Origin of the sequence: Blattabacterium cuenoti, assembly GCF_014252075.1 — a bacterium.
Taxonomy (GTDB): domain Bacteria; phylum Bacteroidota; class Bacteroidia; order Flavobacteriales; family Blattabacteriaceae; genus Blattabacterium; species Blattabacterium cuenoti_AC.
The window spans coordinates 615,214-636,273 of sequence record NZ_CP059209.1 but is presented as its reverse complement, the minus strand read 5'-3'; the positions used below and the strand labels follow the sequence as shown (position 1 = coordinate 636,273).

Here is a 21,060-nt window from a genome sequence, read left to right as displayed (position 1 = left end):
AAAATTTAAAATTTAAAAATTGAATCAAAATTTTTATCTTTCACAATAAATAAATTCAATATCTATTATATTATTCAATCTAACAAAACATAAGAAATAAAAATAAAATTTTTGAAAAAAAACTTACACAATCATAGAATAAGAATTTAGTTTATGTGTTATAAAACTGAAAAAATATTAGCAAAAATTTTTCAAATTCAAGGATTTTATGAGTTTTCTCATAATTTTGACTTGAAAAAATGGGGAACTATAACTCTTATTGTAATTGGTAAAATCTTATTTTTTACTGTATTATTAATAATTTTAAAATTTATTTTCAATAGAGGGGTCCGTTTTATAGGAAGAAGAATTGTGAGCTCTACTCATTTTGTTTGGGATAACATTTTATATGAAAATAAAGTTTTTGATAGTTTATCCCATTTTTTCCCTTTATCTATTGGTTTTCTATTAATTGAACCTTTTTTTAGAAATTATCATACAATTGTCATTTATTTAGAAAAAACATTCGATATTTTATTTGTTTTAATCGTTTTACAATTTTTAATTAGAGTTGTAAATTCCATAATGAGAATAGCTACAAGTGAAAACAATCATCAAACCATAGCTGTCCGTTCTTTTTCACAATTACTAAAAATTATATCCATTATATTTTGCGTTTTAGTTATCATTGCTATCCTTACAAAAAATGATTTAATTACTGTACTTACTAGTTTAGGAGCTATAACAGCTATTGTTATATTAGTTTTTAGGGACACTATTCTGGGATTTGTTTCTGGGGTACAAATGGCTTCTACTAAAATGATAAAAGTAGGAGACTGGATAGGAATTCCAAAATACAGTATAGAAGGAACGGTTATAGAAATCAATTTAACTTCTGCAAAAATAGAGAATTTTGATAAAACTATAACCAGTGTGCCAACTTATGATTTAATTTCTACAGCTGTAACTAATTTTGAAGTCATGCGTCAAAAGAACATACGTAGAATCAAAAGATCCATATTATTTAATATACAATCTTTTCATTTTTGTAACTCAGATAAATTAAAAAAATTTCAACATGTTTACTTAATTAAAAATTATATTCAAAAAAAACAAAAAGAAATAAATATTTTCAATAAAGAAAAAAATGTTGATATTCGCATAGATCTTAATGGAAGAAGATTAACGAACATTGGTCTATTTCGTCAATATGCATTGGAATATTTGCATCAACATCCACGAATATCACAATTAGAAACACTTATGGTCAGACACTTAGAGCCTACTCCTTATGGACTTCCTGTTGAATTATACTGTTTTACAAACACTTCTGAATCCATTAAATATGAACAAATACAAGCTAGTGTTTTTGATCATTTACTGACAGCTGCTAGAGAGTTTAATTTAGAAGTGACACAAGTCACTAAGAAAGAATTTTTTTAAATGGTAAAGTTAAGTGTTAATTTAAATAAAATAGGGACATTAAGAAATGCAAGAGGAGGAAATATCCCCAATCTTTTACAGATAGCAATAGATGTTCAAAAATTTGGATGTCAAGGAATTACTATTCATCCACGTCCTGATGAAAGACATATTACATATCAGGATGTTTACGATATTAATTCTGTGATAAAGACGGAATTAAACATTGAAGGAAACCCTACTGAAAAATTCATGAAACTCGTATTGAATGTAAAACCAGATCAAGTGACCTTAGTTCCTGATCATAAGAATGCTATTACTTCAAATTCAGGATGGAATACGATTTTTCATTGTCATTTTTTAACTCAAAAGATAAAAATATTAAAGAATCATGGAATTAGAACTTCTATATTCCTAGATCCAGATCCTAAATTGGTTGTATCTGCGGCTAAAACGGGATCGGATAGAATAGAATTGTATACTGGAAATTTTTCTGTCGGATATTCTAAAAAAGAATGGGATAGTATTAATCCCTATATTGAAACAGCGAAAGAAGCTATTAAAAATCATATGCTTGTCAACGCTGGACATGATCTAAATTTAGATAATATTTCTTTTTTAATTAGAAAAATACCGAATCTAGCAGAAGTATCTATAGGACATGCTTTAATTAGCGAGTCTTTATACATGGGATTAGAAAACACAATTCAAAGTTATTTGAAAAGAATTCATAAAGAAACATTAAAGGGACAGAGTAAAATGATATGATAAATATGATATTACATTCTAAAATTTTAGGATCTGGTTCTCCTATCCTGGTTTTTCACGGATTATTTGGAAATGGAGAAAATTGGAATTCTTTTGCTAAAAAATTTGACAAAAATTATCAAATTCATTTAATAGATATTCGAAATCATGGAAAGAGTTTTTTTTCAGAAAAAATGGATTATGATGTAATATCAAAAGATATATTGAATTATATATCCTATTACGATTTAGATAATCCTATATTGTTAGGACATTCTATGGGAGGAAGGGCTGTGATGAAATTTTCGATAAAGTATCCTCTTATTCCAAAAAAAATTATTATTGTAGATATCAGTCCTAATGCTTATAGGAATGCAGATCAAGAAAATTTAATTCATGTTTTAAAAAAAGTTAATTTTGATACCATAAAAACAAGAAAAGATCTTGATGCTTTTCTAAAACCATGGATTCCTGATGTAGAAATGCGATTGTTTTTTTCAAAATGTACTCATAGACAAAAAGACGGTAAACTTGGTTTTCATTTTTTTTTATTTGGCATTGAAAAAAATTATGATTGTTTAATTCGTCAGAAAATTGGAAAAGGTTTATACAATGGCCCTTCACTTTTTTTGCGGGGAGAAAACTCAGATTACCTTTTACCAAAAGATTATGATTCTATTCTCAATTTATTTCCAAAAGCAGAAATTATAACCGTAAAAAAATCTAAACATTGGATTCATGTAGACAACCCACTAGATTTTCATAGAAAAATAAATTTTTTTTTAAAAAAAACATAATTCCTATATTATTGTCTTAACTTGCAAAAGTTACACAATTTCTTAAATTTACAATTAAATAAAAATAATTTTATGGTTTTTGATCTTGATAGGATTCGAAATTTTTATTCGAATTTTCAATTTCGAATTGAAAAAATTCGGAATATAATAGATCATCCTTTGACTTATTCAGAGAAAATTTTCTATTCTCATTTATTAAATGTAAAAGAAATAGATTCTAAATCAAAAAATTTTAGAAATCAACGTTACATGAATTTTTTACCAGATCGTCTTGCCATGCAAGATGCAACTGCTCAAATGACGTTACTTCAATTTATGCAAACACAAAAATGTAAAACATTTTTGCCTACTACTATTCATTGTGATCATCTGATATATGCAAAAAGTGGATCAAAGATAGATTTATTAAATGCTATAAAAGAAAATGAAGAAATTTATAATTTTTTAAAATCGGCATCACATAAATATGGAATAGATTTTTGGGGGCCGGGGTCAGGAATCATTCATCAAATTATTTTAGAAAATTATGCTTTTCCTGGAGGTATGATTATAGGAACTGATTCTCACACTCCTAATGCTGGAGGATTAGGGATGTTAGCAATAGGAGTAGGAGGAGCTGATGCTGCAGAGGTTATGTCTGGTTATTTTTTAGAGGTTAAGTTTCCTAAAATAATTGGAGTTCATTTAAAAGGAAAGATGAATGGGTGGACTTCCCCCAAAGATATAATACTAAAATTATCTGGAATGATTGGAGTTTCAGGTGCTACAAATCATATTATTGAATATTTTGGAGAAGGAATTAGCCATATTTCTTGTGTAGGGAAAGCGACAATATGTAATATGGGAGCAGAAATAGGAGCGACTGCTTCTTTATTCCCATATGATATTAGAATGAAAAATTATTTGGATAAAAATGAAAGAGAAAAAGTTTCTACTATGACTGAAAAAATGAAAGATTTTCTGAAAGCAGACATAGAAGTTTATCGTAATCCACATAATTATTATGATCAAGTAATAGAAATAGATCTAGATGTTTTAGAACCATATATTAATGGTCCTTTTACTCCTGACAAAGCGACTCCTATTTCTAAAATGAAAGAAGAAGCGGTGAAAAACAATTGGCCAACTAAGATAGAAGTTGGATTAATTGGTTCATGTGCAAATTCTTCTTTTGAAGATTTATCAAAAGCAATATCTATTGTTCAACAAGCAAAAAATAAAAAATTAAAAATATCTTCTGAATATTTAGTAACACCAGGATCAAATAAAGTTTACTATTTGATGAAAGAAAAAGGTTTTATTTATGATTTTCAATCTATTGGAGCAAAAATATTTTCTAATGCTTGTGGCCCTTGCATTGGACAATGGTTTAGAAATAGTGATAAAAATAATGTGAAAAATACGATTATTCACTCTTTTAATAGAAATTTTTCATCTCGTAATGATGGAAATCCAAATACATATGCTTTTATTGCTTCTCCGGAGATTGTTACTGCTTTGGTTTTCTCTGGAGATTTAACTTTTGATCCTAGAAAGGATACATTAAAAAATGATAAGGGTGAATATGTTAAGTTTGAAAAACCTAAGGCGATGGAACTTCCTAAAAGAAATTTTAAAATAGAGGAATTAGGATATGAATTTCCTTCAGGAGATAAAGATAAGTTATCTGTAATAATAAAAAAAAATTCGAAGAGATTACAAATTTTATCTCCATTTCCAGCATGGAATGGAGATCATTTGCTTAATGTAAGACTTTTAATGAAAATTAAAGGAAAATGTACGACTGATCATATTTCAATGGCTGGACCTTGGCTAAGGTATAGAGGTCATTTGGAAAAAATTTCTGAAAATTTATTAATAGGGGCTGTTAATGCTTTTAATCATAAAAGAAACAAAATAAAAAATATTATAACAGGAAATTATGGAACGGTTCCTGATATAGCTAAATTTTACAAATCAAAAAATATTCACTCCTTGATTGTAGGAGAGGAGAATTATGGAGAAGGTTCTTCAAGAGAACATGCAGCAATGGAACCTCGTTTTTTAGGAGTTCGTGTTGTTCTTGTTAAATCCTTTTCCAGGATACATGAGAATAATTTAAAAAAACAAGGAGTTTTAGCTTTAACCTTTCTAAATCCTTCTGATTATCAAAAAATTCAAGAGGAAGATATTTTTAATTTTTATATAAGAGATATTACCCCAAAAGAAAATATAAATGTGGAATTGATTCATTATAATGGAGATAAAGAAAAAATTCGAGTTAAACATTCTTATAATGAAAGGCAGATTCAATGGTTTAAAGCTGGTTCTTCTTTGAATTTCATTAAAAAAAATCAAATTTTTATTGCATGAAGATTATCAAAAAATTTTTTCTAAAAAGTATTCAAATTTACCAAGTAGGTATATCTCCATGGATAGGAAATAACTGCAGATATGTTCCTACATGTTCAGATTATATGATTCAGTCTATGAAAAAATTTAACATTTTTAGATCTATTTTCATGGGCCTTAAAAGAATTATTAAATGCAATCCATGGGGGGATTCAGGTTTTGATCCTCCTAAGATTTAATTTTGTATGAAAATGTTAGAATATATTAATTGGGATCCAATTTATAAATTTTATTTATGGAAAGGCTTTTCTATCCACATTTATAGTCTAATGTTTATCATTTCTTTTTTGTTAGGATGGTGTATAATGAAATTCATTTATAAAAGTGAAAATATACATCAAAAATATTTGGATCCTTTGTTAATATACACTTTCCTTGGAACTATTATTGGAGCGAGATTAGGACAAGTTTTTTTTTATGATTTTTCATATTTTTCGGATCATTGGATAGAAGCATTACTTCCTATTAGAGAAAACAATCGTCACTCTTTATTAGGTTTGATAAAGGGTTATGAATTTATTGGTTACAGAGGATTGTCTAGCCATGGGGCTACTATAGGAATTATTTTATCCAGCTTTTTTTATAGTAAAAAAATACTTAAAAAATCTTTTGTTTGGATATGTGATAGACTATGTATATCTGTCTCTATATCAGCTGTTTTTATTAGGATAGGAAATTTTTTTAATTCTGAAATAGTAGGAAAACCATGTAATGCTAAATTGCCATGGGCAGTGAAATTTGTACAAATGGATACAGAATATGGAGAAATAGTCCCTAGACATCCTGCGCAAATATATGAATCGATTAGTTATCTATTCATTTTTTTATTGTTGTGGCATTTATATAATAATAAAAGAAGAAAAATTGAAGATGGATTTTTATCTGGTATATTTTTTACTTTTCTTTGGTCTGCACGTTTTATATTAGAATTTTTAAAAGAACCACAAGGAAAGGAAGTTTTTAATTTTTTATATTTAAACACAGGACAATGTCTAAGTATTCCTTGTATTATTTTTGGATTATTTCTTCTTAAATTAAGAATCAAAAATATTTTTTGTTATCATGAAAAAAATTAATGTTTTTTTTCCACTGATAGTGTTTTTATTACTTTTTATTCTTTCTTCTGAAAGAAGTGATCATGATTTTTTTTTAGATTTAAATATGGGAGTGGGAGATCTATTGGAAATAAAATTCATTAGACATGGAGAATTATATATGAGAAATAAAAATTCTATCATCAAAAAAATAGATATAGAATTAGCATATAGAGATACAGAAAAAATGAATGGATTAAAATACAGATCTTTTTTGGAAGAAAATAGAGGAATGTTGTTTTTGCTAAATAACCAAGAAGAATATAAAAAGATTGATATGAAGAATATGAGAATTCCTTTAGATATTATTTATATAAATCAATTTGATACTGTAATTTTTGTGAATAAGGATGTTAGTCCTATGAGAGATTTTGAAATAGTTGATTTTTCTTCGAAAATAAAATATGTTTTAGAAATTAATGCTGGAATGTCAGAAAAATGGGGAATAAAAGAAGGAATCACAAAAATAACTTGGTTTTTAAATTAAAAAAATGAAAATTGATTATATATATCTTTGTCTTTAACTTTAAAATTAAAAAAAATTAAAAGTATTATGGTTTTTATATCTGAAAAAGCTAAAAATAAATTAATTACTCTTATGAAAGAGGAAGGTTTTTCTCATAATGTTTCTTTCGTAAGGTTTGGTGTTAAAAGTGGAGGATGTTCAGGGATGTCATATGAACTGACTTTTGATCAAGAAAAACAAAAAGGAGACAAACTCTTTCAGCATCAAGAAATGAATATATTGATAGATCAAAATAGTATTCCTTATTTAGAAGGAACAACGTTGGAGTATTCAGATGGATTAAATGGAAAAGGATTTTATTTTACAAATCCTAACGCAAAACATACTTGTGGGTGTGGAAAAAGTTTTTCATCATAAATCATAATGAAAGAAAACAACAAAATACTAAAAGATTTTACTGAATCTGAGTATAAATATGGATTTTATACTCCAATAGAATCAGATAAAATCCCTATAGGATTAAATGAGGATATTATTCGCCTAATAACGGAAAAAAAAAATGAACCAACATGGATGTTAGAATGGAGATTAGAATCCTATTATATGTGGAAAAAAATGAAAACTCCAAAATGGGCGAATATAAAATATCATGTTCCAAAATTTCAAGAAATAAGTTATTATTCCGCTCCTAAAAAAAAAATAAACTTAAATAAGTTAGAAGAAGTAGATACAGAATTAATAAATACATTTGAAAAATTAGGAGTTCCTATAGAAGAAAGAAAAAGCCTTTCTGGAGTAGCTACAGATATCGTATTAGATTCCGTTTCTTTAGCCACTACATTTCAGAAAAAATTGAAAGATAAAGGAATAATATTTTGTTCTATTAATGATGCTTTAAAGGAATATCCAGATATTGTTAGAAAATATTTAGGTTCAGTAGTTTCAAAAAAGGATAATTTTTATGCAGCTCTTAATTCCGCTGTTTTTTCAGATGGTTCTTTTTGTTATATTCCAAAAGGAATTCGTTGTCCTATGGAATTATCAACATATTTTCGCATTAACGAAAAAGGAACAGGTCAATTTGAAAGAACTTTGATAATTGCAGATAAAGATTCTTATGTGAGTTATTTAGAAGGATGCACTTCCCCTCAAAGAAGTGAAAATCAATTACATGCAGCTGTCGTGGAAATTATAGCTTTGGAAAATTCTGAAGTCAAATATTCTACTGTTCAAAATTGGTTCCCCGGAAATAAAAAAGGAGAAGGAGGAGTTTTTAATTTTGTTACAAAACGTGGATTATGTGAAAAAAAAGCAAAAATATCTTGGATACAAGTAGAAACAGGTTCTTCTATCACTTGGAAATATCCATCTTGTATTCTGAAAGGAGATTTTTCTATGGGAAAATTTTATTCTTTAGCCTTGACTAAAGATTTCCAACAAGCAGATACGGGGACCAAAATGATACATATCGGTAAACATACAAAGAGTGTAATTATATCAAAAGGAATATCTGCAGGGAAAGCCCAAAATAATTATAGAGGATTGGTTAAAATGACTTCTCAAGCCGTTCATTCACGAAATTTTTCTCAATGCGATTCTTTATTAATAGGAGATCAATGTGGAGCGCATACTTTTCCATACATTCATGTATATAATAATTCTACTTCTCAAGTAGAACACGAAGCAACTACCTCAAAGATAGGAGAAGAACAAATTTTTTATTGCAATCAAAGAGGGATTGATACAGAAAAAGCTATTTCTTTAATAGTTCATGGTTTTAGCAGTGAAATTTTAAAAAAATTGCCTATGGAATTTGCAGTAGAAGCTCAAAAACTTTTAGAAATATCTTTGGAGGGGTCTGTTGGGTAACGTTCAAATAATTATGTTAAGTATAAAAAATTTACATGTATCTATAGAAGATAAAGAAGTTCTGAAAGGAATTAATTTAGAAATAAATGCAGGAGAAACTCATGTGATCATGGGACCCAATGGTTCTGGAAAAAGTACTCTTGCTTCTATAGTAGCCGGAAAAAAAGAGTATAGAATAACTGAAGGAGATATTTATTTTTTGAATAAAAATTTGATAAATTTATCTCCAGAAGAACGCGCACATTTGGGAATTTTTCTTTCTTTTCAACATCCAATAGAAATACCAGGAATTTCCGTTATTAATTTTATAAAAACATCTATAAATTCTATACGAAAAGCAAGAGATCTGAATAAAATATCTGCTAAAGAAATATTATTGAAAATAAAAGAGACTTCTTCCAGATTAAATATTGAAAAAGATTTTGTTTATCGTTCTCTAAATGAAGGATTTTCAGGAGGAGAAAAAAAACGGAATGAAATATTTCAAATGATAATGTTAGATCCTTTATTATCAATTTTAGATGAGGTAGATTCAGGATTAGATATAGATGCTTTACGTGTAGTTTCTCAGGGAATTAATACTTATCGAAATAAAAAAAATTCTGTTTTAATTATTACTCATTATAAGAGATTGTTAGATCATATTCTAACAGATTATATTGTACATATTTTATATAATGGTAAAATTATTCAATCGGGAAATAAAAAATTAGCTGAAAAATTAGAAAAAGAGGGATATGACTGGATTGTCAAAAAAAAAGATTGTTCGTTATAATTTTAATTCAATGCAGTTAAAAGAAAAAATAATTTTATTAATTGATAAATTTTTTTCCAAAAAAGAAGAAAATTCTTATATTTCCTTTCTGCAAAAAGAACACATTGATTTTTTTCAAAAAAAAGGATTTCCTTCTTTTACTGAAAATGAAGAGTGGAAAAATACAGATATTAATCCAATTATAAATCAGGATTATCATATAGTTTATGGAAGTAAAGAAGGAAAACATCAAGATGTAGAATTCCGAAAAATTAAAGAATTAATTTTTTTAAAAAGAGAAAAATCTTTTCTTTTGATTTTTATAGATGGAAAATATAATTCTTCTCTTTCTCGACTATCTGGAGTGGAAAATCATGTTATATTATCAAATATAGCTTCACAAAAAGAAAATCAAATTAAAAATTATTATGGAAAATTTTCTTATAAGTATAATGTTTTCTATACTTTAAACACCATCTTTTCAAAAGATGGTGTATATATTTATATACCTGATAATATATTTTTAGAAAAACCTATAGAAATATTGCATATTTCTACTGGTTTAGAATCCCAAAAAATTTTTTTGAATACTAGAAATTTAATTATAGTAGGAGAACATTCTTATGTTAAAGTGATTGAACATTATAAATGTTTAAAAAAACATTTAATTTTTATAAATTCAGTCAGTGAAGTTTACGCTTCAAATCATAGTAAAATTGATTATTATAAGATACAAGATAATTTTGGGGAAACATCTATAATAGATAATACATTTTTAAAACAAAAAAAGTATAGCAAATGTTCCGTTTACACTTTTTCTTTTCAAGGAAATTTTATTAGAAACAATTTGAAATTTTATTCTAGTGGAGAAAAAACTTGTTCTTATTTGTATGGAATTTCTCTTTTATCAGAAAATCAATTTGTAGATCATCATACTTTGATAGATCATTTATATTCCAATGCTTATAGTTATCAATTATACAAGAATATTTTGTTAGATAAATCTAAGGGTATTTTTAGTGGAAAAATAATTGTTAATGAACGTATTCAAGGGATAAATGCTTTTCAAAAAAATAGCAATATTATTCTTTCTGATGAAGCGTATATGTATACTAAACCTCAATTAGAAATTTATTCTGAAGATGTGAAATGTTCACATGGTTGCACTATAGGAAATCTTCAAGAAGAAGAGTTATTTTATCTCCAATCAAGAGGAATTTCTGAAAAAAAAGGAAAAATGTTATTGTTATTCTCTTTTATAGAAGAAATATTAAACCTTATTCATATTTTTGAATTGAAAAAATTTTTCATTCAAAAAATGAAAAAAAAATTAAATAAACACTTATAATCTATATATGTTTTCAGAAGAAGAAATACAGAAAATAAGAAATCAATTTCCAATTTTAAATGAAAAAGTTTATTCAAATCCTTTGGTTTATATAGATAATGCGGCTACTACTCAAAAACCTTTACAGGTTATTCAAGCCACTCAAAATTATTATTCTATAATGAATGCTAATGTTCATCGTGGATTGCATTATCTTAGTCAAAAAGCTACAATACAAGTAGAAAATACAAGAAAAAAAATTCAGAAATTTATTCATGCAAAATATTCTTCAGAAATTGTTTTTACAAAAGGGACTACAGAATCCATTAATTTAGTCGCTTGTAGTATTAGTTCTTTGATAGGAAAAGGAGACGAAATTATTATTTCTTGTTCTGAACATCATTCAAATATTGTTCCATGGCAAATTCTTTGTGAAAAAAAAGGTGCTATTTTAAAAATAATCCCCATTGATGAAAATGGTTTCTTCCAATTAAAGTCTTTTGAATTTTTAATTTCAAGAAAAACAAAAATAGTATCTATTAGTCATATATCTAATGTTTTAGGAATAATTAATCCTATAAAATATATTATTGATAAATCTCATGAATATGGCGCTTTAGTTTTGATTGATGGAGCTCAAGTTCCTTCTAATTTAGATTTGAACATGCAAGATTTAAATACAGATTTTTATGTTTTTTCTGCACATAAAATGTATGGACCTACTGGAATTGGAGTCTTATATGGAAAAAAAGAAATATTGGAAACTATTTCTCCTTATCAATTTGGAGGAGAAATGATTGAAAATGTTAGTTTTGAAAAAACAACTTATTCCGATTTACCTTTTAAATTTGAAGCAGGGACTCCAAATATAGAAGGAATCATTGTATGGGGATCGGCTATAGATTTTGTGGAAAAAATTGGAATATCAAATATTCAATCTTATAAAGAAAAACTTTTGTCATATGCAATCCAAAGTTTAAGTTCCATAGATGGAATTCAATTATATGGAGAAACTAAAGATTTTTCTCAAAAATCCAGTATTATTTCTTTTAATTTAAATAAATTACATTGTTTTGATGTAGGAAGTGTTTTAGATCGTTTAGGGATTTCTGTTCGTACAGGACATTTGTGCGCTCAGCCATTAATGAACTTTTTTAAAGTTTCAGGGATGGTTCGTGCTAGTTTCTCTGTGTATAATACTTTTAAAGAAATAGATTGTTTATTTGAAGGTCTTTTAAAAGCAAAAAAATTGTTATTAAAGTATTAAAAATTTTATGACTTACGCTATTGTAAATATACAAGGGAAGCAATTCCAACTTATTGAAAATAAATATGTTTATGTTCCTTATATTTCTTCTATGAATTTGGGAGATAAAATGTTTTTAAACCAAGTTTTTTTGTTTTCTAAAAAAGGAATTCCTTTTTTTGGAGATCCTTTTTTAGAAAATATAAGTGTTCAAGTAGAAATATTACAACATATAAAAGGAAGTAAAATTATTATTTTCAAAAAAAATAGAAGAAAAGGATATAAAGTAAAAAATGGATTTAGACCTATTTTTTCAAAAATTAAAGTGATTTCTTTTTTAGAAAAAAACAAAAATTAAAAATGGCTCATAAAAAAGGTTCAGGAAGTTCTAGAAATGGAAGAGATTCAATCGGAAGAAGATTAGGTGTTAAAATATATGGAAATCAATATGCGAATTCCGGAAACATAATAGTTCGACAACGTGGAACTAAACATCACCCTGGAAAAAATGTAGGAATAGGAAAAGATCACTCTTTATATGCTATAAAAAGTGGATATGTTTATTTTAAGAAAATAAAAAAAAATAGATCAGTTGTTTCTGTTATATCAAGAAAAAAGACTGGGTAGTTCAAATAGGATAGAACAACAGTTTCCTAAACTGTAGGTTGTGGGTTCGAATCCCTCCCCGGTTACAAGTGGAAAAATGGTCCCAGCTGGATTTGAACCAGCGACTCCCTGATTATGAGTCAGGTGCTCTAACCAACTGAGCTATGGGACCAGTGAAAAAATGGGTTTCTTGCAATTTTACAATATTATTTTTCCTGTTACAAATTTTTCTGAATTTTTTTTTATATCATTTATAATTTTCGTCAAAACTATTATTAAATAAATGAATTTCATTAAAAATGAAAAATTATCTTCAATATTTTCTATAGAAATAGCAGAAATTCTGAATGAAGAAGAAGAAATTAGAAATAAAAATAACGAAAAATTTTTGGTTACTTTGATTAAAGTATGCATAACTCCCGATATGAATTTAATAAAAGTCTATATCAGAATTTTTCCTTATTTTAATAAGGAAATTTTAGAATTTATACGTTCCAAATCTAGATTTTATAGAAAATTACTTTCTAAAAGACTTAGATATCGTGTGAAAAAAATCCCAAGATTAGATTTTTTGTATCAATAAAAGATTAAGTTTTTGAAAACAGAATTTTATATATCTGTACGCTATTTTTTTTCTAAAAAAAAAACGAACATTGTAAATGTTATTGTTTTTTTATCTGTTTTATCTCTTAATGTTTCCACATTTTCTCTGGCTATAATTTTATTTGTTTTTTCTGGATTAGAAAATTTGAATAAAAAATTTTATCAAATTCATTATCCTGACATTATCATTTCTTCTAATAAAGGAGATTTATTTTCTGATAACGGAATTATCACAAAAAAAATAAAATCTATAAAAGGAATCATCGCTTTTTCTAAAACTATGGAAAAAAAAGTTTTTTTGCATTATAACAATAAAAAATATTTTTTTTCTTTAAAAGGGGTAGATACAGAATATGAAAAAGTTATGGAAAAATTCAAAAAAATAGATTTAAAAAATACTTTATGTCCTGGTTCTTTAAATGTGTATGTAGGATGGTCTTCTATGACATTTTATTTTCCAATAATATTTAGAAAACAGATCAAAATTCCTTATAAAATTCTATTTTTTTCTTACAAAAAGGATCATAATACTTTTATTCCATTTTTTATTCAAAAAAAAATTTCTATAAAAGGTGTTTTTCAATTTAGTAGAAAAATGGATATAGAATATTTGTTTTGTAATTTATCTGAAATTCAGAATATAATAAAAGAAAAGGGAATTCAAACATTAGAAATAAAAATTCATAAAAAAGCTGACATTCAAAAAATAAAAAATATTTTGATAGAAAAATTGGGATCAAATTTTGATATAATAACACGAACAGAAAAAGAAAAAGCTTTTTACAAAGTTCTGAATACAGAAAAAATATTTGTTTATTTTTTATTTAGTTTAATGACTTTGATTACTGGATTCAATTTATTTAGTGCTATTTTTATTTTGCAATTAGATAAAATAAAAGAACTTTTTACATTATGGTACATTGGTTTTTCTTTATGCAAAATCAAAACTATTTTTTTACATATAGGCTTCTTAATTACTATTTTTGGATGTTTTAGTGGTTTATTTCTGGCATATATAATGTCCTTTATCCAAAAGAAATATCAACTTATTAAAGTAATAGGAAAAATTTCTTTTCCTGTAAAAGTAACAATGTTAGATTCTTGTATAGTTATAAGTATTATTCTTACAATAGGGATTATTATATCTTTTTTTTCTTCAAGAAGAATAAATGAAATGATTTCAGATTATAAATAATATGTTTTTAAGGGTTCTGATGCTTCTACATTAATAAAGATTTCTTTTGCTTCTTTTTCGAATTCTTTGATATTAGGAAATCGATTTGAATAGTGTCCTAATAACAATTTTTTGACTTTAGCTTTCTTTGCTATATGAGCAGCCTGATTGGCTGTAGAATGTCCTGTATTGATCGCTCTACTTTCTTCTGTTTTCAAAAAAGTAGATTCATGGTATAATAAATCTACACATTTTATATGTTCAATTATAGGAAGAGAGAAAGAAGTATCTGAACAAAAAGCGTAAGACAGTCTTTTTGGAGGATCAAACGTTAATTTCTCATTTGGGATTATTCTTCCATCATTTGTTTTGAAATCTTTTCCTAGTTTTAGATTTTTGTAGTCTACAATTTTTATATCAGTAATTTTTTTAATCTCTTCCATATTTAATTTTCTATTACTAGGTTTTTCTTTAAAGAGAAATCCATTAGCATAAATTCTATGTTTTAATGGAATAGAAAAAACTTCTATTTTTTCATTTTCCATGATTTTTTCCAATTTCTTAGATGATAATTCTATATGATCTATACAGTATTTTAGTCTAGTGTAAGACCATTTAAAATGAACATCTATAATTTCTTTTAATCCTTTTGGAGCGTAAATTCTGACAGAATTTTCTCTTCCTAATAAATGAAATGTAGATAACAATCCAATCAATCCAAAAAAATGGTCTCCATGTAGATGAGATATAAATATATGTATTATTCTGTTAAATTTTATTTTTGCTTTTCTTAATTGAACTTGTGTTCCTTCCCCACAATCAATAAGAAAGGAAAACCCTTTCATTTCCAATATTTGAGCAGTGGGATGAAACTGATTTGTTGGGATAGAAGAGTGGCATCCCAAAATAGTTAATGAAGGTTTTTTCATTATTAAAAATTTCTATTATTTATAAACTGAATTAATTTCTTGAAATCTTTGATTTTATGACTGATTTGATTTTTCTGATCAATGTTCATTTCAGAGAAAGTCTGTTTATGATCATTTGGAATAAATATAGGATGATATCCAAAACCTTTGTGGTTAATAATTTTTTTTGAAATTTTTCCAGATGATTTTCTTTTAAAGAAATAATTTTATTTTTCACTGATTTTTAAACAAAAAATACAAAAAAATCTTCTTTTTTGGAAGTGTCTTTTATCACATTTGATAATAATTTTTTTATATTTTCCATGTTATTTTTTGTTTTAGAATATTTTGAGGAATAAATACCAGATTTTCCATTTAAATATTCTACTTTTAATCCAAAATTTTCTGAAAAACAGGGATAGTGTGTTTTTTTAAAAAAAATTTCCAAATTCAGGAATTGAATTTCTAAAATCAATATCTGTCAAAGACAATATATTAAATTTTTGAGATTGATTAGATAGAAAAAAATTTCTTATTTCTTGTTCTTTAAAAATATTGTTTGTGACAAAAAAAAATCTTTTCATATTTTTCTTTTTCTTTTTAATAGAAAAATACTACCTGTAATTATTGTAATGAATGAAAACGTCAAAACGAACCAAAAAATTATATCTGTTTTTTGTGAAAAAACATCTTCATTTTTTATGAGAAAAAACATGCTAAATACAGCAAAAGCGTTGTTGAAAATATGTAATAATATACAGTCTATAATGGAAGATGTGACAAAATAAATAAATCCTATAAAACTTCCAATAAAAAACCCTCCTACAAATTGCCATGGGTTCATGTGTGTTAATCCAAATAAAAATGAGGAAAAAAGAATAGCTTTTATTGGATGTATTTTATTTTTTAACATTCCATTTAAAATGATTCCTCTAAAAAGAACTTCTTCACATATAGGTGCCAATAAGACTGTCGTGGAAAAAAAAGGAATTGGATTTTTAATTTCTTCTTTAAAAAATTCTTCAATTTCTTTATACATATTGCCTAATATAGGACCATCTCTTGGGACTAATGAAGAAATATATTCGTTGACAATAATCATACAAAACATCATAAAAAAAATAATAAAATAAATATACCATGATGAAAATTTCATAGATAAGTCTATGATAAGATTTTTTTTTTGAGATCTATGAGAAATGAAAATAAATAAAAATATGAAAGGAAGAGTATATAATATTGAAAATATCATACTTTCAGGTAAATTAACAGAAATTAATAATCTTCTAAAAATTGCATTGAAAAAATTTAAAACAGTAAATGCAATTATTAATAAAATAGATTCTATGTAATTTATTTTAAAATAATTCTTCATAATCAAAAAAGTTCATTTTTTTTTTGGACATAAGAAATATGTACTTATTGATGAAATTTGATATCATTTTTTTTGAGACGGAAAATATAATTTTGATATTTATACATCAATAATCCACAAAATCGTTTAATTTAGTATTGGTAAAAGTTTATTGATAATTTTCATAATCTTTCCATTTTTTCGATCCTATTTTTCGATCCTATTGAAAGATAAAACAATTAAAATAAATATAGAACTCTTTTAATATAAAAATTAGAAAATTATTATGTCATTATTTGATATAAAATCTATATTTCATAGTTATGAATCCTTTAAAGATAGAAGCATTAGTCCTTCCAAAATTTTTAGACATTATAAATTGTTGGAAATTATAAAAAAATATAATAATACATGCTTTACATCTATTACTCCTATAGGATTTTCCGTAGAAAGAAGAGAAATTTTCAAAATAAAATGGGGGATCGGAAAAATTAAAGTATTTATTTGGTCTCAAATGCATGGAAATGAAACCACGGGAACAAAATCTATGTTTGATATTTTTCATTTTTTTTCAAAACAAGAAAATCATGATTTAGTTAAATTTTTGAAAGAAAGTTTAACTGTTTTATATATTCCAATGTTAAATCCTGACGGATCTGAAAAATTCCAAAGAAGAAATGCTATAAACATTGATTTAAACCGAGATTCTGTTCGTTTACAATCTCCAGAAATGCAAGTTCTTTTTCATGAAATTTACAAAGAATCTCCTCACATTTTATTTAATTTACATGATCAAAGAAGTATTTATAATGTTGGAAATAAATATTTTAATCCTGCAATTTTATCTTTTTTATCACCTTCTGTATCTTCTAAAGAAGTTGATTCTATTCATAGAAAAAAATCTATGGGAATTGTACATTTTATTGCGAAAAAAATTCAAAAAATATTACCCGATGTCGGATCTATAGGTCGGTTTTCTGATGAATTTTATCCTACAGCAACTGGAGATAATCTGCAAAAATTGGGATTTCCTTGTGTTCTTTTTGAAGCAGGAAATTATCCTAAAGATAATCATAAAGAGATAATTAGAAAATATAATGCATTATCCATTCTTGCAGGATTCTATTTTATTTCTTCTCACAAAGAAAATCTTGAAAAAAACTATGAACATTATTTTTCCATTTCAGAAAACAAAAATGTTTTATTAGACAAAATATATCGAAAAGTTCAAATAAAAAAAGATGATAACCAATTTATAATTGATATAGGACTGATGAATTTTGAAGAATTTGATTTCGAAAAGAAAAATCTTTCTTTTATTTCTAAAATCGTTGATATAGGAGATCTATCCAATTTTTTCGCTTATGAAGAATTTATTACTCCAGGTCAAATTTTTTATGGTAAAAAATATCCAGAAATTGGAGATTTGGAATTTTTTAAAGTTTTATAATTTTATTTTTTGAAATTAGAAACTGCTAATTTTGTTCTTCTTTTTTTTCTTCTTCTAGATAGAATAACGCGACCTGATTTTGTATTCATTCGTTTTATAAATCCGTGAACATTTAGTTTTCTTCTGTTAGAAGGCTGATAAGTTCTTTTCATCTTTTCGTAAGATTATAAAAGTTTTTTTTATCTACTATTTTTATCTTTTTTATATTCAATCTTTTTCTAAAAGTGTGAGAATAAAATAAAAGAATCAAAAGTCCAATAATAAAACCTACAAAAAAAAAAGTAACACGTTTTGGAAAACTCATATATAAACATAGACAATCAACAATGATTAAATTACATAAAGTTTTTTATTTTTCATGAAAAAAATTTAGGTAGAATATAAATTGTTTTCATGAAAAATCTAATATATATATTATATGTTTGAAAAGCAAAAAACTATTGCAGAAAAAATTTCTTTGCAAGGATTTGGTTTATATACTGACAAAAAAGTGACTATTACTTTTAAACCAGCTCCAGAACAGACAGGATTTATTTTTATTAGAACTGACGTCAAAGAAAAACCTTGTATAAAGGCACATTTTTCTTTTTTGTTAAAAGAAAAAATAGATCAAGGTCTTATTTTGGAAAAGAATGGATTTAAGATTTATACGATTGAACATGTTCTTGCAGCTCTTACAGGAATGGATTTAGATAATGTTATTATAGAATTAGATAACATAGAAATTCCTATTATGGATGGTTCTTCAAAAGAATTTGTAAAAGCAATTGAAAAAGTTGGAGTAATAGAACAAAATGCAAGCAGAGAATATTATTCGATAAAAGAAATTATTTCTTATGAAAATATAAAAACAGGAGCAGAAATCATAGCTTTTCCCGATAAAAAATTTGAAATCATAACCATAATAGATTTTGATTCTCAATTTGGACAAATTGCGGTTTTAAAACATCTGAATCAATTTAAACATAAAATAGCTAGTTCAAAAACTTTTTGTATTCTTCGGGAAAGAAGAACTAAAAAATCTATAAAATTGAATAATTTATTTTCAATTAATCAACTTAAAATGAAAGAAGAAGCTATATCTTCTTTTTGTTCATTTTCCTATCAAGAATCTAATGAAATAGCTAAACATCTTCTTTTAGATATTATAGGTTTTTTAACTTTAACAGGAGCTAAATTAAAAGGAAGATTAATTTTTTATAAACCTGATAATTATGTTATTATGCAATTTTTAAAGAAATTAATTAAAAAAGTTAAAATTTTTAAAAAGAATGATCTTCCTAAATTTAATTTATCAAAGGATCCTATCTTAGATATAAAAAAAATCATGAAAATATTGCCTCATAAACCTCCATTCCTTATGGTAGATAAAATCATAGATTTAACGGAAAATAGCGTGACAGGAGTTAAAAATGTAACTATGAATGAATCGTTTTTCATAGGTCATTTTCCAAAAGAACCGATAATGCCTGGGGTTTTGCAAGTAGAAGCTATAGCACAAGTAGGAGGAATACTTGTGTTAAATAAATTAAACAATCCTGAATTGTATTCTACTTATTTTTTAAAAATAGATAAAGTTAAATTTAAACATAAAATAGTCCCTGGAGATATAATTATTTTTAAAGTTGATTTATTGGAACCTATGAAAAGAGGAATAGTTTATATGAAAGGAAAAGGTTACGTAAATAAAAAACTCGTGATAGAAGCAGAAGTTATGGCAAAAGTAGTTAAAAATTACTATGAATCTTGACAAAAATTTTAACTTGAACAAATAATTTTTTTCATTTAAAACTAGAAATTGTAAAAAAAGGGATTCTGTTAATAACACCAATAAAATTTCTTTTTTAAAAACAGAAACTAAATTATTGGTCTCTTATATAATAAGAACTTGTTAAGATCAATTATCTTATAAAAAAAATTATAAAGTAAAAATTTTTCATAAATTAGAAAAGATTATGAGTATTTTGATAGATAAAAACATTAAAGTTCTTGTGCAAGGATTAACTGGAAAAGAGGGGTTATTTCATACTGAACAAATGATGAATTATGGGACCTCTATAGTAGGAGGGATTACTCCAGGAAAAGGAGGAAAGGTTTATTTAGGAGTTCCTATTTTTAATACTGTTGAAGAAGCAATAAAAAATACAGGAGGCAATGTCAGTGTTATTTTTGTTCCTCATTCTTTTGCTTCAGATGCTATTTTTGAATCTATTTCTGCGAATGTTGAATTAATTGTTTGTATTACAGAAGGAATTCCTGTTTCAGATATGATTAAAGTCAAACATTTCTTAAAAGAAAAAAAGTCTTGTTTAATTGGTCCAAATTGTCCTGGAATTATTTCTCCAGAAGAATCTAAAGTAGGGATTATGCCTAATTCAGTTTTTAGAAAAAAAGGAAGAATAGGAATAATTTCTAGATCAGGGACTCTTACTTATGAAGCTGCTGATCAAATTGTAAAATTGGGTTATGGAATTTCTACAGCTATTGGAATAGGAGGAGATACTATTGTTGGAATGAATATCAAAGATATTATGAAACTTTTTTTAGAGGATAAAGAAACTGAATGTATTGTTATGATTGGAGAAATAGGAGGAAGATTGGAGATTGAAGCAGCAGAATGTATGAATAAATTGAACAATAAAAAGCCTATAGTAGGTTTTATAGCAGGACAAACGGCTCCGAAAGGAAAAACTATGGGGCACGCTGGTGCTATTATAGAAAAAAAAATAGAAACAGCACAAGTAAAAATGAATATAATGGAAAAAAATGGAATACATATAGTTAAATCTCCCGCAGATATAGGGATGACTGTATACAAAGTTCTTCATTAATTTTTCGTTAATGGATTAATTGTTATTCAGTAAAATTTTTAA

27 protein-coding genes and 2 tRNA genes are annotated in these 21,060 nt (G+C 25.7%); 21 read left to right on the top strand and 8 right to left on the bottom strand.

The window, feature by feature from the left end; genetic code table 11:
• Positions 1-153 precede the first annotated feature (153 nt).
• The 15 genes from H0H47_RS03125 (at position 154) to H0H47_RS03055 (ending at position 12,784) form a co-directional block, all read left to right on the top strand.
• Positions 154-1,422, top strand: coding sequence for a mechanosensitive ion channel family protein (locus tag H0H47_RS03125; protein ID WP_185866016.1), 1,269 nt, complete (start codon positions 154-156; stop codon positions 1,420-1,422).
• The gene (locus H0H47_RS03120) at positions 1,423-2,169 is read left to right on the top strand and encodes a pyridoxine 5'-phosphate synthase (RefSeq protein WP_185866015.1); all 747 of its coding nucleotides are present in this window, start codon (positions 1,423-1,425) and stop codon (positions 2,167-2,169) included.
• 5 nt (positions 2,170-2,174) lie between these two features.
• Complete coding sequence (locus H0H47_RS03115) at positions 2,175-2,945, top strand: alpha/beta fold hydrolase (protein WP_185866014.1); 771 nt, start codon at positions 2,175-2,177, stop codon at positions 2,943-2,945.
• Between the two features lie 72 nt (positions 2,946-3,017).
• Entirely contained in the window at positions 3,018-5,297 is a 2,280-nt protein-coding gene (locus H0H47_RS03110) for an aconitate hydratase (RefSeq protein ID WP_185866013.1), read from the top strand.
• Positions 5,294-5,515, top strand: coding sequence for a membrane protein insertion efficiency factor YidD (gene yidD, locus H0H47_RS03105; RefSeq protein ID WP_185866012.1), 222 nt, complete (start codon positions 5,294-5,296; stop codon positions 5,513-5,515). Before H0H47_RS03110 ends, yidD begins: the two co-directional genes overlap by 4 nt.
• 6 nt (positions 5,516-5,521) lie before the next feature.
• Positions 5,522-6,412: a prolipoprotein diacylglyceryl transferase gene (lgt, locus tag H0H47_RS03100; protein ID WP_394366925.1), complete on the top strand. Its 891-nt coding sequence runs from the start codon at positions 5,522-5,524 to the stop codon at positions 6,410-6,412.
• Positions 6,399-6,917: a DUF192 domain-containing protein gene (locus tag H0H47_RS03095; RefSeq protein WP_185866010.1), complete on the top strand. Its 519-nt coding sequence runs from the start codon at positions 6,399-6,401 to the stop codon at positions 6,915-6,917. The genes lgt and H0H47_RS03095 overlap by 14 nt, the downstream gene beginning before the upstream one ends.
• A gap of 66 nt (positions 6,918-6,983) precedes the next feature.
• On the top strand, positions 6,984-7,313 hold the full coding sequence (locus H0H47_RS03090) for a HesB/IscA family protein (protein ID WP_185866009.1): 330 nt from the start codon (positions 6,984-6,986) through the stop codon (positions 7,311-7,313).
• A gap of 6 nt (positions 7,314-7,319) precedes the next feature.
• Complete coding sequence (gene sufB, locus H0H47_RS03085; protein ID WP_185866008.1) at positions 7,320-8,765, top strand: Fe-S cluster assembly protein SufB; 1,446 nt, start codon at positions 7,320-7,322, stop codon at positions 8,763-8,765.
• Positions 8,766-8,778: 13 nt separating this feature from the next.
• Positions 8,779-9,540, top strand: a complete 762-nt coding sequence (gene sufC / locus H0H47_RS03080) for a Fe-S cluster assembly ATPase SufC (protein WP_185866007.1) — start codon at positions 8,779-8,781, stop codon at positions 9,538-9,540.
• A complete protein-coding gene (gene sufD, locus H0H47_RS03075) occupies positions 9,503-10,867 on the top strand; it encodes a Fe-S cluster assembly protein SufD (RefSeq protein WP_317168673.1) in 1,365 nt (454 codons plus the stop codon). Before sufC ends, sufD begins: the two co-directional genes overlap by 38 nt.
• Before the next feature lie 7 nt (positions 10,868-10,874).
• Positions 10,875-12,113 (top strand): aminotransferase class V-fold PLP-dependent enzyme, encoded by a 1,239-nt coding sequence (locus H0H47_RS03070; RefSeq protein WP_185866006.1) that lies wholly within the window; start codon positions 10,875-10,877, stop codon positions 12,111-12,113.
• A gap of 7 nt (positions 12,114-12,120) precedes the next feature.
• Positions 12,121-12,450 (top strand): 50S ribosomal protein L21, encoded by a 330-nt coding sequence (rplU, locus tag H0H47_RS03065; protein ID WP_185866005.1) that lies wholly within the window; start codon positions 12,121-12,123, stop codon positions 12,448-12,450.
• Positions 12,451-12,452: 2 nt separating this feature from the next.
• Positions 12,453-12,719: a 50S ribosomal protein L27 gene (gene rpmA, locus H0H47_RS03060; RefSeq protein WP_185866004.1), complete on the top strand. Its 267-nt coding sequence runs from the start codon at positions 12,453-12,455 to the stop codon at positions 12,717-12,719.
• Positions 12,710-12,784: transfer RNA gene (locus tag H0H47_RS03055), tRNA-Arg, on the top strand. The genes rpmA and H0H47_RS03055 overlap by 10 nt, the downstream gene beginning before the upstream one ends.
• Before the next feature lie 12 nt (positions 12,785-12,796).
• Here the strand turns inward: H0H47_RS03055 and H0H47_RS03050 are convergent.
• Positions 12,797-12,870 (bottom strand) — tRNA-Ile (locus H0H47_RS03050).
• A 111-nt stretch (positions 12,871-12,981) separates the two neighbouring features.
• Here H0H47_RS03050 and H0H47_RS03045 point away from each other — a divergent pair.
• On the top strand, positions 12,982-13,281 hold the full coding sequence (locus H0H47_RS03045; RefSeq protein ID WP_185866003.1) for a ribosome-binding factor A: 300 nt from the start codon (positions 12,982-12,984) through the stop codon (positions 13,279-13,281).
• Between the two features lie 12 nt (positions 13,282-13,293).
• A complete protein-coding gene (locus tag H0H47_RS03040) occupies positions 13,294-14,496 on the top strand; it encodes an ABC transporter permease (protein WP_185866002.1) in 1,203 nt (400 codons plus the stop codon).
• On the opposite strand, the gene H0H47_RS03035 is transcribed toward H0H47_RS03040, so the two are convergent.
• The 5 genes from H0H47_RS03035 to H0H47_RS03025 form a co-directional block, all read right to left on the bottom strand.
• Entirely contained in the window at positions 14,487-15,404 is a 918-nt protein-coding gene (locus H0H47_RS03035) for a ribonuclease Z (RefSeq protein WP_185866001.1), read from the bottom strand. The two genes, H0H47_RS03040 and H0H47_RS03035, sit on opposite strands and share 10 nt — an antisense overlap.
• 2 nt (positions 15,405-15,406) lie before the next feature.
• Positions 15,407-15,562 (bottom strand): non-canonical purine NTP pyrophosphatase, encoded by a 156-nt coding sequence (locus H0H47_RS03200; RefSeq protein WP_394366934.1) that lies wholly within the window; start codon positions 15,560-15,562, stop codon positions 15,407-15,409.
• Between the two features lie 65 nt (positions 15,563-15,627).
• Positions 15,628-15,831 (bottom strand): non-canonical purine NTP pyrophosphatase, encoded by a 204-nt coding sequence (locus H0H47_RS03195; protein WP_262887357.1) that lies wholly within the window; start codon positions 15,829-15,831, stop codon positions 15,628-15,630.
• The gene (locus H0H47_RS03175) at positions 15,815-15,967 is read right to left on the bottom strand and encodes a Maf family protein (protein ID WP_238785086.1); all 153 of its coding nucleotides are present in this window, start codon (positions 15,965-15,967) and stop codon (positions 15,815-15,817) included. The genes H0H47_RS03195 and H0H47_RS03175 overlap by 17 nt, the downstream gene beginning before the upstream one ends.
• The gene (locus H0H47_RS03025; protein ID WP_238785085.1) at positions 15,964-16,485 is read right to left on the bottom strand and encodes a CPBP family glutamic-type intramembrane protease; all 522 of its coding nucleotides are present in this window, start codon (positions 16,483-16,485) and stop codon (positions 15,964-15,966) included. The genes H0H47_RS03175 and H0H47_RS03025 overlap by 4 nt, the downstream gene beginning before the upstream one ends.
• A 97-nt stretch (positions 16,486-16,582) precedes the next feature.
• Between H0H47_RS03025 and H0H47_RS03170 the strand changes: the two genes are divergently transcribed.
• Both H0H47_RS03170 and H0H47_RS03020 read left to right on the top strand, forming a co-directional pair.
• Positions 16,583-16,735, top strand: a complete 153-nt coding sequence (locus H0H47_RS03170; protein WP_238785084.1) for a hypothetical protein — start codon at positions 16,583-16,585, stop codon at positions 16,733-16,735.
• Between the two features lie 288 nt (positions 16,736-17,023).
• Positions 17,024-18,187 carry a M14 family zinc carboxypeptidase gene (locus tag H0H47_RS03020; RefSeq protein ID WP_185865999.1) on the top strand — a complete coding sequence of 388 codons (1,164 nt, stop codon included), beginning with the start codon at positions 17,024-17,026 and terminating at the stop codon, positions 18,185-18,187.
• Positions 18,188-18,189: 2 nt separating this feature from the next.
• Here the strand turns inward: H0H47_RS03020 and rpmH are convergent, their stop codons facing one another.
• Both rpmH and H0H47_RS03165 read right to left on the bottom strand, forming a co-directional pair.
• Complete coding sequence (gene rpmH, locus H0H47_RS03015; RefSeq protein WP_185865998.1) at positions 18,190-18,339, bottom strand: 50S ribosomal protein L34; 150 nt, start codon at positions 18,337-18,339, stop codon at positions 18,190-18,192.
• Positions 18,336-18,491, bottom strand: coding sequence for a hypothetical protein (locus tag H0H47_RS03165; protein WP_238785083.1), 156 nt, complete (start codon positions 18,489-18,491; stop codon positions 18,336-18,338). Before H0H47_RS03165 ends, rpmH begins: the two co-directional genes overlap by 4 nt.
• Positions 18,492-18,605: 114 nt before the next feature.
• On the opposite strand from H0H47_RS03165, the gene fabZ reads away from it, so the two are divergent.
• A complete protein-coding gene (gene fabZ / locus H0H47_RS03010; protein WP_185865997.1) occupies positions 18,606-19,937 on the top strand; it encodes a 3-hydroxyacyl-ACP dehydratase FabZ in 1,332 nt (443 codons plus the stop codon).
• A 205-nt stretch (positions 19,938-20,142) separates the two neighbouring features.
• Complete coding sequence (sucD, locus tag H0H47_RS03005; protein WP_185865996.1) at positions 20,143-21,018, top strand: succinate--CoA ligase subunit alpha; 876 nt, start codon at positions 20,143-20,145, stop codon at positions 21,016-21,018.
• The last annotated feature ends 42 nt before the right edge of the window (positions 21,019-21,060 follow it).

Coding starts and splice junctions, on each gene's coding strand:
- rpmH (WP_185865998.1), bottom strand. CDS start 18,339: ATGAAAAGAACTTATCAGCCTTCTAACAGAAGAAAACTAAATGTTCAC.
- H0H47_RS03090 (WP_185866009.1), top strand. CDS start 6,984: ATGGTTTTTATATCTGAAAAAGCTAAAAATAAATTAATTACTCTTATG.
- H0H47_RS03095 (WP_185866010.1), top strand. CDS start 6,399: ATGAAAAAAATTAATGTTTTTTTTCCACTGATAGTGTTTTTATTACTT.
- sufB (WP_185866008.1), top strand. CDS start 7,320: ATGAAAGAAAACAACAAAATACTAAAAGATTTTACTGAATCTGAGTAT.
- H0H47_RS03120 (WP_185866015.1), top strand. CDS start 1,423: ATGGTAAAGTTAAGTGTTAATTTAAATAAAATAGGGACATTAAGAAAT.
- sufC (WP_185866007.1), top strand. CDS start 8,779: ATGTTAAGTATAAAAAATTTACATGTATCTATAGAAGATAAAGAAGTT.
- H0H47_RS03020 (WP_185865999.1), top strand. CDS start 17,024: ATGTCATTATTTGATATAAAATCTATATTTCATAGTTATGAATCCTTT.
- H0H47_RS03110 (WP_185866013.1), top strand. CDS start 3,018: ATGGTTTTTGATCTTGATAGGATTCGAAATTTTTATTCGAATTTTCAA.
- H0H47_RS03025 (WP_238785085.1), bottom strand. CDS start 16,485: ATGATTATTGTCAACGAATATATTTCTTCATTAGTCCCAAGAGATGGT.
- rplU (WP_185866005.1), top strand. CDS start 12,121: ATGACTTACGCTATTGTAAATATACAAGGGAAGCAATTCCAACTTATT.
- H0H47_RS03165 (WP_238785083.1), bottom strand. CDS start 18,491: ATGAGTTTTCCAAAACGTGTTACTTTTTTTTTTGTAGGTTTTATTATT.
- H0H47_RS03115 (WP_185866014.1), top strand. CDS start 2,175: ATGATATTACATTCTAAAATTTTAGGATCTGGTTCTCCTATCCTGGTT.
- H0H47_RS03035 (WP_185866001.1), bottom strand. CDS start 15,404: ATGAAAAAACCTTCATTAACTATTTTGGGATGCCACTCTTCTATCCCA.
- H0H47_RS03175 (WP_238785086.1), bottom strand. CDS start 15,967: ATGAAAAGATTTTTTTTTGTCACAAACAATATTTTTAAAGAACAAGAA.
- yidD (WP_185866012.1), top strand. CDS start 5,294: ATGAAGATTATCAAAAAATTTTTTCTAAAAAGTATTCAAATTTACCAA.
- rpmA (WP_185866004.1), top strand. CDS start 12,453: ATGGCTCATAAAAAAGGTTCAGGAAGTTCTAGAAATGGAAGAGATTCA.
- lgt (WP_394366925.1), top strand. CDS start 5,522: ATGAAAATGTTAGAATATATTAATTGGGATCCAATTTATAAATTTTAT.
- fabZ (WP_185865997.1), top strand. CDS start 18,606: ATGTTTGAAAAGCAAAAAACTATTGCAGAAAAAATTTCTTTGCAAGGA.
- H0H47_RS03070 (WP_185866006.1), top strand. CDS start 10,875: ATGTTTTCAGAAGAAGAAATACAGAAAATAAGAAATCAATTTCCAATT.
- H0H47_RS03170 (WP_238785084.1), top strand. CDS start 16,583: ATGAAAATAAATAAAAATATGAAAGGAAGAGTATATAATATTGAAAAT.
- sucD (WP_185865996.1), top strand. CDS start 20,143: ATGAGTATTTTGATAGATAAAAACATTAAAGTTCTTGTGCAAGGATTA.
- H0H47_RS03125 (WP_185866016.1), top strand. CDS start 154: ATGTGTTATAAAACTGAAAAAATATTAGCAAAAATTTTTCAAATTCAA.
- H0H47_RS03045 (WP_185866003.1), top strand. CDS start 12,982: ATGAATTTCATTAAAAATGAAAAATTATCTTCAATATTTTCTATAGAA.
- sufD (WP_317168673.1), top strand. CDS start 9,503: ATGACTGGATTGTCAAAAAAAAAGATTGTTCGTTATAATTTTAATTCA.